8 protein-coding genes are annotated in these 11,886 nt (G+C 68.6%); 3 read left to right on the top strand and 5 right to left on the bottom strand.

The annotated features are described in order from the left end of the window. Positions 1-54: 54 nt before the first annotated feature. Together M9M90_RS06765 and M9M90_RS06760 are read left to right on the top strand one after the other, a co-directional pair. Positions 55-2,808, top strand: a complete 2,754-nt coding sequence (locus M9M90_RS06765; RefSeq protein ID WP_254836401.1) for a PAS domain S-box protein — start codon at positions 55-57, stop codon at positions 2,806-2,808. Further along, entirely contained in the window at positions 2,792-3,232 is a 441-nt protein-coding gene (locus M9M90_RS06760; protein ID WP_254836400.1) for a response regulator transcription factor, read from the top strand. The genes M9M90_RS06765 and M9M90_RS06760 overlap by 17 nt, the downstream gene beginning before the upstream one ends. A 79-nt stretch (positions 3,233-3,311) precedes the next feature. Here the strand turns inward: M9M90_RS06760 and M9M90_RS06755 are convergent, their stop codons facing one another. Further along, complete coding sequence (locus M9M90_RS06755) at positions 3,312-3,812, bottom strand: RidA family protein (RefSeq protein WP_254836399.1); 501 nt, start codon at positions 3,810-3,812, stop codon at positions 3,312-3,314. 20 nt (positions 3,813-3,832) lie between these two features. Next, entirely contained in the window at positions 3,833-5,425 is a 1,593-nt protein-coding gene (locus M9M90_RS06750; protein WP_305885139.1) for an FAD-dependent oxidoreductase, read from the bottom strand. A 563-nt stretch (positions 5,426-5,988) separates the two neighbouring features. On the opposite strand from M9M90_RS06750, the gene M9M90_RS06745 reads away from it, so the two are divergent. Then, positions 5,989-8,469, top strand: coding sequence for a TonB-dependent siderophore receptor (locus M9M90_RS06745; RefSeq protein WP_254836398.1), 2,481 nt, complete (start codon positions 5,989-5,991; stop codon positions 8,467-8,469). Positions 8,470-8,689: 220 nt separating this feature from the next. On the opposite strand, the gene M9M90_RS06740 is transcribed toward M9M90_RS06745, so the two are convergent. From M9M90_RS06740 to M9M90_RS06730, 3 genes are read right to left on the bottom strand one after another with little or no spacing between them, the layout of a single operon-like run. Beyond that, positions 8,690-9,769: an ecdysteroid 22-kinase family protein gene (locus M9M90_RS06740; RefSeq protein WP_254836397.1), complete on the bottom strand. Its 1,080-nt coding sequence runs from the start codon at positions 9,767-9,769 to the stop codon at positions 8,690-8,692. Next, positions 9,766-10,110 carry a nuclear transport factor 2 family protein gene (locus M9M90_RS06735; RefSeq protein WP_254836396.1) on the bottom strand — a complete coding sequence of 115 codons (345 nt, stop codon included), beginning with the start codon at positions 10,108-10,110 and terminating at the stop codon, positions 9,766-9,768. The genes M9M90_RS06740 and M9M90_RS06735 overlap by 4 nt, the downstream gene beginning before the upstream one ends. Positions 10,111-10,112: 2 nt before the next feature. Next, positions 10,113-11,348 (bottom strand): NAD(P)/FAD-dependent oxidoreductase, encoded by a 1,236-nt coding sequence (locus M9M90_RS06730; protein ID WP_254836395.1) that lies wholly within the window; start codon positions 11,346-11,348, stop codon positions 10,113-10,115. Positions 11,349-11,886 lie beyond the last annotated feature (538 nt).

Here is an 11,886-nt window from a genome sequence, read left to right as displayed (position 1 = left end):
CGAAACTGAGGCCTGGGCGCCCACCATCCATGGGCTCACGCGAGAGACCAGGCCTTGCCGAACGCCACCGACCGTGCCCATCCGGCGAACAGCGCAGAAGCGCTGTATTGGCTCCTGGCGGAACACACCACCGACATCATCGTACGCGCGGGCATGGACGGTGCGCTGCTCTATGTCTCGCCATCATGTCGCGCCCTGGGCTACAGCCCCGAGGACCTGATCGGCCGTCCCTTCGCTCCGCTGGTGCACCCCGACGATCAGGCCCGCTTCGCGGCGAACAACGCAGCGCTCTTCAGCGGTGAGCCCATCGACCGCGCCGGCGACAGGGTGATCCGCTATCGCGCCAAGGACGGCCAATGGATCTGGCTGGAGGGCAATCCGCAGCTCATCCGCGACGAGGTCGGCCGACCCATCGAGATCCTCAACGCCTTGCGCAATGTGACCGAGCGCAAGCGCGCCGAACTGGCCCTCGAACAGGCCCATGCCCGCGAGCGGCGCCAGGCCGATCGGATGGCCCTGGCCATCGACGCCGCCGAGGTCGGCATCTGGGAATGGGACATGGTCGCCGGCGCCCTGGTGTGGGACGCCCGGATGTACGAACTCTACGGTTGGCCCGCGGACGAAGCCCCTCCATCCTACGCCCTGTTCGAGGCCGCGCTGCACCCGGACGACCGCGAGCGCGTGCTGAGCGAGCGCCGCGCGGCGTTGGCCGGCGAGGCCGACTTCGACACCGATTTCCGCATCATCGCCCGTGGCGGCGCCATTCGCCACCTGCGCGCGCGCGCCAGAATGGTCCGCGGCCCCGACGGCGCGCCCGTCTCCGTGGTGGGCGTCAACTGGGACATCACCGCCACCCGCACACTGGAAGCCTCGCTGCGAGCCAGCAAGACGCGGATGCGCAATGTCATCGACAACGCCAACGAGGCGATCGTGTCGTTCGACCAGACCGGCCTGGTCATCGGCTGGAACCGTCACGCGGAGATCATCTTCGGCTGGACGGCCGCCGAGGCGCTCGGCAACTCCATCGCAGCCCTAATCATTCCGCCCCGCGACCATCCCGCGCTCCGGGAGCGGCTGGCGGGCTTTCTCGGCCGCAGCGACGGCACGATCCTCGATCAGCGTCTCGAACTGACCGCCCTGCGCAAGACCGGCGAGGAATTCTCCATCGAACTGGCGGCCAGCGCCATCGCCGGCCAGGCGGGGTGGGAGATCACCGCCCTGATGCACGACATCAGCGCCCGCCGGGCGGGCGAATCCGCCCTCGCCGAGGCCGAGGCCCGCTATCGCCTGCTCGCCGAAAACGCCAGCGACATGATCAGTTTGCAGGGCGCTGACGGACGCTGCCTCTACATGTCGCCGTCGTCGCTCCAGATGCTGGGTTATCCCGCCGACGAGCTGATCGGCACGACCATGCTCGACCTCACGCCGCCCGAGGAACATGCCGCCCTGCTGCATACGCGCGCGCGCTTGATCGCGGCGCCCGAGGGCGTTCCCGTCGAGCTGCTCACGCGGATGCGGCGCAAGGACGGGAGCTACGTCTGGGTCGAGGTTCACGCCCGGCTCGCCGAGATCGAGGGCGGGCGGGTCGTGGTGGCGGTGACCCGCGACGTCAGCGCCCGCGTGCTCCAGGACGCCGAACTGCGCGCCGCCCGCGACGCCGCCGAGGCCGGGGCCGCGGCGAAGTCCGACTTCATGGCCAATATGAGCCACGAGATCCGGACGCCGCTCACCGCCATCCTTGGCTTCACCAAGCTTCTTTCCAGCCGCGACGACCTCGAGGCCGCCGCCGCCACGCACGTTCAGCGGATCGCCGGCGCGAGCCAGGCCCTGCTCTCCATCGTCAACGACATCCTCGACTTCTCCAAGCTGGAGGCCGGGCAGGTCGAGATCGCTTCGCGTCCCGTGGATCCGGCCGAGGTGCTTCGCCAATCCCTGCTGCTGTTCTCGCCCCAGGCCGACGCCAAGGGCCTTGCGCTGCGGTTCGCGGAAGGCAACCTGCCCGACTGCGTTCAGATCGACCCCGACCGCTTGCGCCAGGTCCTGCTGAACCTGATCGGCAACGCCGTCAAATTCACCGAGACCGGCGGCGTGCGGCTGGCCGCCGCCTACGACGACGACGCCCAGCAGCTCTCGGTCCGCATCGAGGACACCGGGCCGGGCCTAGGCGACGCCGAGCAGCACAAGCTCTTCCAGCGCTTTTCCCAGGTCGACGCCTCCTCGACCCGCCGCCACGGCGGCACCGGCCTTGGCCTGGCGATCTGCAAGGGTCTGGTCGAGGCCATGGGCGGCGAAATCGGCGTCAGCTCCATCCCGGGAGAGGGATCGTGCTTCTTCTTCAGCCTCCACGCCCCGCGCGCGGCGGCCGTCGGACGGCCGGACCGTGACACCGCCGCCGCGACATCGCTCGACGGGGTGCGGGTCCTGGTCGTCGACGACAATCCGATGAACCGCGAACTCGCCCGCGCGATCCTCGGACAGATGGGCGCCGAGGTGTCTGAGGCGGCCGACGGCCTCGCCGCCGTCGAGGCGGCCCAGGCCCTGCCCTACGACGTCATCCTGCTGGATATCCGCATGCCCGGCCTCGACGGTCCGGCCACCCTGGCGCGCATCCGCGAGGAGCCGGGTCCCAATCAGGACGTGCCGATCCTCGCCTTCTCCGCCGACGCCGGCCTGGAGCATTTCGCGGCCCATGGCTTCGACGATGTGGTGTCCAAACCGCTGGAGGCCGGCGCCCTAGTGGCGGCCGTCGCCCGCGCCGTCCACTGGGACCACGAAGACCTGGAGGTCGCCGATGCAAGGGTCGCCTGACCCCTCGCGCCACCGCATCCTGGTGGTCGAGGACGAGCCCATGGTGCTGGAGCTGATCACCACCCGTCTGCAGCTCGCCGGTTACCAGACCTTCTACGCTCGGGACGGCTACGAGGGCTTGGCCCGGCTCAACGAGGTGCGGCCCAACGCCATGATCCTCGACATCAACATGCCCCGCCTCGATGGCTTCGACGTGCTGCGCAAGATGAGGGAAAACGGCCAGATTCTCCGCGTGCCGGTCATGGTTCTGACCGCCCGCAACCAGGCCGACGACGTGCAGACCGCCATCAGGCTGGGCGCCCGCGACTTCCTCTCCAAGCCGTTCAACGACGACCAGGTCCTGGCCCGCGTCGCCCGCCTGGTCCGCCGCGCCCCCGCCCGCCCGAAGCCCCCGGCCAAGCCCCCATCGGTGCTGGAGCTTTAGACAGGGTCGCTCGCCCTTCCGAATCGAAAGGGCGGCCCCGCCCCCCCGGACCGGACCGCCCCGCTCAGGCGCTCGCGGCCTACTTCTTCGCGCGCGCCGCCTGGACCTCGATCTCGGCCAGCATGCCCGGCGCCACCAGGCCGGAGATCTGCATGGTGATCCGCGCCGGCCTGTTCGGCTGGGTCGCCGTGCCGAAGGACTCCTTGTAGGATTCCATCATCCCCGCGAAATCCATCTTGCCGCCCTTGGCCGGGTCGCCGACCAGGAACACCCGCATCATCACCACGTCGCCGAACGAGTAGCCCTGGGCCTTCAGGATGCCGTCGATGCGCTTCAGGATGCCGGCCACCTGGGTCTTGGTGTCGCCGAACTCCGGCGGCGTGCCGGCGGGCGCGCCCTCGTTGAGCACCGGCGGGGTGATGCCGCTGACATAGAGGGTCTCGGAACCGGCCGGGACCAGCACGGCCGAGGAGATCGCCGAGGTCGGCGCCCCGATGTGGGTGTTCTGCGCCAGGGCCGGGGCGGCGAGGCCCGCCAGGGCGAGGCCGGCGATCAGGGCCGGGATGAAGGTCTTGCGCATGGATGTCTCCGGTCGATGGGTCAGGCCGCGGCCGCGGCGGGCGTCTTGGACTTGGGCGTCACGGCTATGCTTTGTCCCACCCGGTTGGCGATGAAGCCGATGGTCCGGTGGGCGGAAAGCACGGCGCCCTCCTGCCAGCCAGGCATCTGGCTGAGATGGGCGCCGGAAAAATAGACGCGGCCCTTGGGCTCCTTGTTGAGGAGGACATAGGCGGGGTCTTCGTTACGCCCCTCCTGCCCCCCGCGGCCGCCATATGCCGGCCACGGTCCCAGATTGAACGGTATCTTGCTCCAGTTGACCACCACCGGTTTCTCCAGCTCCGCCTCGTGGCCGGGATGCAGCCCGGCGATCACGCCCTTGGCCACGGCGATCTGGTCGCTCAGCGGCTTGGTGGCGAAGGCCTTGGCTCGGGGACCCGAGCCGTAGCAGGCCAGCAGCATGCCGCGCTCGGTATGCAGGCCGTTGGACGGATACCAGACCAGGTTGGTCTCCCCGCCAACGAAGGAGATGCCGCCGTAGATCTGCTCCTTCTCCCAGAACCGGGGGGCCTCGAAGCCGATCTTGTTGGAATAGTCGCCGGGCACGCTGGCGATCGCCGCCTTGATGTCGGGCGCGAAATTGGTGTCGATCCTGGCCAGCACGTTCAGCGGGATGGTGACGATGGCGAAGTCGGCCGACACCACCTGCCGCGTCCCGCTCAACCGGTCGCGATAGGCCACCGCCACCCCGCCACGCGTGTCGCGGATCTCCAGCACCTCGGCGTTCTTGATCACCGGGCTCTTGATCGCCCGCTCGAACCCGACGGCGATCTGGTCCATGCCCCCCACCGGCTGGAACATGGTGGCCTGCATGTAGATCTGGTCCTCGAACAGCGTCGAGCGGAGCTGCTCGTTGGACAGCAGGTCCGACAGCGGCAGGGGCGCGCCGTGCGTGCCGTACTGGGCGTCGGCGCCTGGGACCTGCACGAAGCCCGAGCGCTCGGTTCCCTTGAAGGTCATTCCCTCGTCCAGGTCGCCATAGGTCTTCAGGAACGGTAGCAGCTTTTCCTTGTCGGCGAGGCTCAGCTCCTGGTCCAGCGCGCCCTTGCTGACCGCCTTGGCCAGCAGTTCGGCGATGTGGCCGCGGGTGTCGTTCACCCCCTGACGCATGCGGATCGGCTTGGCGTCGGAGCCCTGGGGCCAGAAATAGGCGCTGCGGCTCGAATTGACCTCGACCTCCAGTTCGACGCCCAGCTTGCGGCAGTAGCCCAGCACCCCCTCGTGGTGGCTGGGCAGACGGGCGGGGCCGGCGTTCATGTAGACGCCCTCGGAGAAGCTCACCGTCTGGTCGGGCTCGCCCACCATCTCGATCTTCGAGCCGTTGCGCAGGGTCCAGTTGCGGCCGCCCAGGCGGTCGCGCGCCTCCAGCAGCGTCACCGCGAACCCCGCCCGCTCCAGCTCATAGGCGTTGACCAGGCCGGCGATGCCGCCGCCGAGGATCACCACGCTCTTGCCCGCTCCCAGGTCGGCCGCCATCACCGGGACCTGGCTGGCCGCGGCGGTGGGCAGCAGGCCCAGGGCCATCATCGCCGTATAGGCCGCGCCATAGCCTCCTGTGGCGCCGACCCGATGCAAGAAACTCCGGCGGCTGATCCCCATTTCACGCTCCGCTGACTGCCCGCGCCGCTGGACGTGCGGCGGGCTCAGAAGCGGGCGGCTCGCCCGCCCTTGGCAAGCGAGGCGCCGGGATTCCGCACAGGAACGCCGCCTCCAGTGCAAATAACGAGCGTACCTGATCAATTATCTGACAAACTGACACTGCTGTCAGTTTAGTATACACCTGCCAAATCGTGCAACTCCCGATTGTCGCAAGCTGTTTCCGAACATCTTTGCTTCTAAAATCTACACGATCTTCGTCGATTGTCCGATTTCCGCGCATGGCGGAGTCCTGACCACTAATACCGTTGACACCGATGGGCCGGGGCGTGGTCCTGTTACTCACATAGGGCGCGGCGGGCGCAGACGCCGAGATTCGATATCTCGGTGCGGCCGGTCACGCGGGGGCGTCGCACTTCGAAATACTGGAGAGCGAGAGCGTATGGCGACGCCTCGCAAAGAGAAGACGGGCCTGTGTGCCCGCGACTACGGGTGGAGGAAGCGTTCCGAAGGGCCTGACAACAGAACAAGAGGGGTCCTAAATGAAATCTGTATTTGCCGGGGTCAGCGCGCTTGCGCTCGCTTGTGGAATGGCCGGCGCCGCCGTGGCGCAGACGACCGACGAGGCGGCGGACGAACTCGACGTCCTCATCGTCACCGGCACGCGCATGACCGGCCTGCGGGCGGTCGATAGTCCGGCCCCGATCCAGGTGCTGGACGAGACGGCCCTGGCCCGCGTCGCCCAGAACGACCTCATCCAGGCCATCGCCCAGAACGTGCCGTCCTTCAACGCCCAGGCGTTCGGCGGCGACACGGCCAACCTGACGCTTTCGGCCAAGCTCCGCGGCCTCAGCCCCAACCACGCCCTGGTGCTGATCAACGGCAAGCGCCGGCACGGCACCTCCAACCTGGCGGTCCTGGGCGGTCCGTTCCAGGGCGGCGCCACCGCCGACCTCAACTTCATCCCCCTGGGCTCGGTCAGCCACATCGAGGTGCTGCAGGACGGGGCCGCGGCCCAGTACGGCACCGACGCCATCGCCGGGGTCATCAACATCATCCTGAAGGACCAGACCGAGGGCGGTTCGGTGGTGATCTCGGGCGGCAAGTATTTCGACGGCGGCGGCCTGACCGGCGACATCACCGCCAATATCGGCCTCTCGCCCATCGAGGGCGCCTATCTGAACATGACCCTCGAGAGCCGTTGGCACGATCACACCTTCCGCGGCGACGTCGACCCGCGGACCATCGACACCCCCTACAACACCGCCTCCAGCTCGCGCCTGTCGCGCTACCCGCAGATCGCGGGCCACCCGGACTACCCGTACATGAACCGCATCACCGGCGACGCGGAGTATCGACTGAACGTCTTTTCCTACAATTCCGGCTACGAGATCGGCCCCGACACCGAGGTCTACAGCTTCGGCACTTACGGCACGAAGTACGGCGCGGCCTATGAGAACTACCGCGTCCCCGGCCTGATCGTCGGCAAGGATGGGACCGTGGCCCGTCCATTCGGCTTCAGCCCCAAGGAAGCGATCCGCGAGACCGACTACGCCGCCAGCCTCGGGATCAAGGGCAAGGTCGCCGACTGGAACTGGGATCTGTCGACCACCTACGGCCGCGACGAGGCGGCCATCGACGTGCTCAACTCGCTGAACCGCTCGCTCTACATCGACACCTCGACGCTCACGACCAAGGGCTTCTCGCCCACCGACTTCCACGCCGGCGACTTCATGGCCAGCCAGTGGACCACCACCCTGGACGTGGCGCGTGGGTACGAGGTCGGGATGGCCACGCCGCTCAACGTCGCCCTCGGCGGCGAGTACCGGAAGGACAAGTACCAGATCAAGCCGGGCGACGAGGCCTCGCGCTACAAGGAAGGCTCCCAGTCCTATCCCGGCTTCGCGCTCACCGACGCCGGCTCGTACGAGCGCGAGAACTGGGCGGTCTACGCCAACCTCGCGGTCTCCCCGATCGAGGCGCTGAAGCTCGACGGCGCCGTCCGCTACGAGCATTTCAGCGACTTCGGCGACACCACCGTGGTCAAGGCCACCGCTCGCTACGACTTCAACGAGATGTTCGCCCTTCGCGGCACGGCCAGCACCGGCTTCCGCGCGCCCACCCTGGCGGAGTCCTTCTATTCGGCCACCAACGTCTCGCCGACCGCCGCCTTCGTCCAGCTCCCGCCCAATTCGCCGGCCGCCAAGCTGGTGGGGATCGACGGGCTGGACCCGGAGAAATCGACCAACTTCAGCATCGGCTTCGTCGCCCATCCCGGCGCCGGCGTCACCGCCACCTTCGACGCCTACCAGATCGAGGTGGAGGACCGCATCGTCGGCTCCGGCTCGCTGTTCGGCTCCGGCGGGGCCAAGAACATCCCGGCGGTCCTGGCCGCCATCCTGGCCAACGGCAATGTGCTGGATCCCACCGTCACCCAGACCGGGATCACCATCTTCACCAACGGCCTGGACACCCGCACCCGCGGCGCCGAACTGGTGGTCACCTACACCTCCGACCTGGCGGACTACGGGGCCATCAACTGGTCGCTGACCGCCAACTACAACGAGACCAAGGTCACCAAGATCGCCGCGCCGCCCGCCCAGCTCGCCGGCGCCTCGCTGTTCGACGCGGCCGCGCTCTCCGACCTGGAGGACTCCTCGCCCAAGTACCGCTTCGTGCTGGGCGGCCTGTGGACGTGGGACAAGCTCACCGTGAACCTGCGCGAGGCTCTCTACGGCCCCTCGTCCAACCTGCGTTCGCGGACCGGGGCGGTCTATTACAAGACCGAGATCGACGCGACCTTCATCACCGACCTGGAAGTCTCCTACAAGTTCACCGACTCGGTGAAGCTGGCGGTCGGCGCCAACAACCTGTTCAACACCTATCCGGACATGGTCAACGCCCAGCTGCGGGACGACTATTTCCGCAACAACAGCAACGCCTACGTCACCAAGTACCCGACCTTCTCGCCCTTCGGCATCAACGGCGGCTACTACTACTCGAAACTCAGCTTCACCTTCTGATCCGAAGCTGACAAACGGGCCGCGGCGGGACCTCTCACCGCCGCGGCCCAACTTGTTTGGGACCTCCAATCCTCCCCCAGCGCGCAGCGCGATTTGGGGGAGGTGGCTCGTCGCCTCTTCGCGACGAGACGGAGGGGGTTGAAGCCCACGAAAGCGAGTCAAAGTCCCCCTCAGTCACCTACGGTGACAGCTCCCCCAGAGGGGGAGCATCTAGGGTGCCTCACCCCAATCCCTCCAGCGCCCGGTGGTCGAGGATGTGGTCGGCCGCCCCGCCGAGCATGCGCATGAACATCTCGTCGCCGCGCGGGGTCTGCTCCACCACCATGGCCGCGAAGAAGGCGGTGAAGAAAAGCAGGAAGGCGCCGCTCCCATAGTGCCGCTTCAGGTCGGCGAAGGCGTAGTCCCGGACCCCCAGCGCGGCCAGCCGGGCGTGATAGAGCCGCAGCAGCTCGTCCTCGTGGTCGCGTCGCACGTCGGCCGGCAGGGCGCCGGCCAGGAAGTAGGCCACGTCCGTCGCACCCGCCCCATAGGCGAAGGACTGCCAGTCCAGCGTGGTCACCAGATAGCCGCCGGCCGCCGTACCGAACATCATGTTGTCTGGTCGGAAGTCGTTGTGGGTCAGGCAGCGCGGCCCATCGTGCAGCGCGCCCACCGCCCCGAAGCTGCCCGCCAGCATCTCGCCCACCTCCACCCAGTGCGGCTGGAGCCGCGCGTCATAGCGCGCCTTGAACCCCTGCCACATGGCCTGGACCAGTTCCGGCGTCGCCGCGCTGGGCGGCGCGGCCTTCGAGCCCGAGACCCAGGGCAACTCGTCCAGCCCGTCGTCGCCCCAGTGGCTGGCGTGCAGCTTGGCCGCCTCGCCGATCACCAGCCGCGCCTGGTCCAGGGTCACGCCCGCCAGCTGGTCGCCCTGCTCGGCCGGCGCCAAGTCCTCCATGATCAGCACGAACTCGCCGCCGTCGGCGTTGGTCTCCGCCATATAGGCCTTGGGCGTGTGGATCAGCGCCTTGGCCGCCAGGGTCCGGTAGAAGTTCACCTCGCGCAGGTAGTTGCCCAGCATGATCCCGGTCGCCCGGCTGGTGTCGTCGGCCGCCGGGAACTTGCCCACCACTGAGCGCGGGGCCTCCTCGCCGCCGCGCTCATAGTCCAGCACGAACCTCACGCTGTCGCCGATCTGCCCGGTGCCGACTCCCTTGGAGGTCAGGCCCCGCACCACCGCGTCGATCCCCGCCTGCTGCAGCATGGCGGTCATCCAGGCCGCGTCGATCTCGCCCGGCCGGCGGATGTCGGGCACGCTCACGCGCTCACCGTGTGCGTATAGACCTCGTTGAGCGCGATCAGCCCGTCCCTCAGGATCACCAGGTCGAAGCCGCGCAGCCGCGCTCCGCCTTCGATGTCGCAGTACCAGCGCCCGCAGAAGCCGCCGGGGATCGGCCACACCTCGTCGGGCGTGTAGGTCATGGCCGGGGTCGCCCCGAACAGCCCGGTCAGATAGCCGCCCAGGGCGTCGCGCCCGACCAGGCCGTCGGCCGTCTGCGGGTCCTTGTAGACGCAGTCGGCGGCGTAGAACTCCACCAGGCCCGGCACGTCCTTGGCGGTCCAGGCCGCCAGCCAGCGGGCGTTGAACAGTTCGATATCCAAGCTCACGCCTCCCCTAGGACCCGCGCCCGGTGCTCGGGCGTGAACATCTCGGCCGGAACCGCCTCCGGCCCGGCCATCACCGCCACCGCATGCAGCTTCAGGCTGGGATCGGCGGCCGCCCGCTCGAACAGGCTCAGCCGCCGCGCCGCCGCGGTCTCGCCGAACTCCATGTCGATCGTCGCCTGCAGGCTCGCGGTGAAGCGCAGCCGCCGCATCCGCTCGGCCCGCTCCTCGCCGTAGCTGGCGAAGGCCGCCGGGCTCCAGTCGTCGCCGGCCTTGAGGATGTCGCTGACGATCCGCACGTCGCGATAGGTGATCGACAGCCCCAGCCCGAGGATGGGGTCGTTCCAGCCCGCCGCGTCGCCCACCAGCACCACGCCCTCCGCATAGGGCGCGTCGGTCCAGGCGTCGGCGTTGAAATAGGAATAGAGCGGTCCCGCCGGCCGTCCGGCGACCAGATGCCGGTTCTCCGGGCTGCAGGTCATGGCGAAGGCGTCCAGGAAGCGCCGCGGCCCACCGGGACCCTTGAACCTCTGCGCCTGGTCCAGCGGATAGCCGCCATAGACCCGCACCTTGCCGCCCCCCTGCGGGAAGGCCAGGAAGCCGAATTCGCCCTCCGTGCCGATGGCCTGCATCTCCGGCCGCCAGCCGTCCGCCCCCTCGATCAGCAGCCCGGCGAACCAGTGGTGCGGCTTGTCCTGGTGCAGCACGATCCCGGCCGCCTCGCGCACCTGCGAGGTCCGGCCGTCGGCCCCGACGATCAGCCGCGCTGAGACATCCTCCCGCGTCCCGTCCTGCTCGAACGCCACCCGGGGCGCCTCCCCCGTCGTGACCTCGATCACCCGCACCCCGCGCCGGGTCTCCGCGCCCGCCGCGCCCGCCGCGTCGAACAGGGTCTGGCAGTGGTGAGGATGGCCCAGGCACAGCGGTCCCGGCACACCCTCGCGGAAGATCGACAGCGGCAGGGGCTCGGCCTCGGCCGCCACGGGGTCGCGCGTCTCGTCATAGGTGACGTGGTGGGTGATGTGGTGCCCGCCGGCCCCGACCAGCAGGTCGTAGATCCCCAGGCGCTTGACCTCGTCCACACCCCAGGGCGCGATCCACTCGCCGCGCACCTTGTCCTCATAGACCTCGGTCTGCTCCAGCAGCAGCACCGAGCGTCCGACCCGCGCCATGGTCAGCGCCAGGGCCGACCCGCCGATCCCGCCGCCCACGATCACCAGATCGAACGCCCGCATGGTCCCTCTCCTGCCGGCGGCGCTGTCCCCGCGCCGTCCGTCGACGGAAAGAAGTTCATCCCCGCCCTAGGGTCAGTCCAGGGGAAAAAGCGGTGGCGCGGCGCCCAGGGCTCGCGGACCCGGCGTCGTCGGCGCCGGCGACATTGCGCCGCCTAGGGCACGCCCATGGCGACCAGCGCAAGAGACATCAGAGTGAACCCGCTGGTCACCAGCAGCAGGCCCAAGGCCCAGACGGACGGTCGCCGCCGAGGCGTTGCAGTCGTCATGGCGCTTCCTCCTCTACGCCCTTGATCCGGGCCAGGCTGGAGTGCCGCCCTTGAACGACCGGTGAACGCCCCTGTCAGCTTGTTTGCCGAGCTCTTAACCGTGCCTGGAGCCCCGTCCGGGCGGTCCGTTGCCGCGCACTCCTCAAGAACCCTGGCCCGCCATCGCGCCGCCCGCCGAAAAATCGACGCCTCGTCCATGATGTTTCCGCAGTCGAACGCACTTATTACTGCAACGGTTCAGCAGATATCGTCGAACAAGCTCTAATGTTAAG

Source organism: Phenylobacterium sp. LH3H17, assembly GCF_024298925.1.
Lineage (GTDB): Bacteria > Pseudomonadota > Alphaproteobacteria > Caulobacterales > Caulobacteraceae > Phenylobacterium.
The sequence above is the reverse complement of the archived record's forward strand: the minus strand, read 5'-3'. Positions and strand labels throughout refer to the sequence as shown.

What these genes read in the sequence shown, in the direction of transcription:
- M9M90_RS06730 (WP_254836395.1), bottom strand. Translation starts at nt 11,348, where the DNA reads ATGCGGGCGTTCGATCTGGTGATCGTGGGCGGCGGGATCGGCGGGTCG.
- M9M90_RS06760 (WP_254836400.1), top strand. Translation starts at nt 2,792, where the DNA reads ATGCAAGGGTCGCCTGACCCCTCGCGCCACCGCATCCTGGTGGTCGAG.
- M9M90_RS06745 (WP_254836398.1), top strand. Translation starts at nt 5,989, where the DNA reads ATGAAATCTGTATTTGCCGGGGTCAGCGCGCTTGCGCTCGCTTGTGGA.
- M9M90_RS06755 (WP_254836399.1), bottom strand. Translation starts at nt 3,812, where the DNA reads ATGCGCAAGACCTTCATCCCGGCCCTGATCGCCGGCCTCGCCCTGGCG.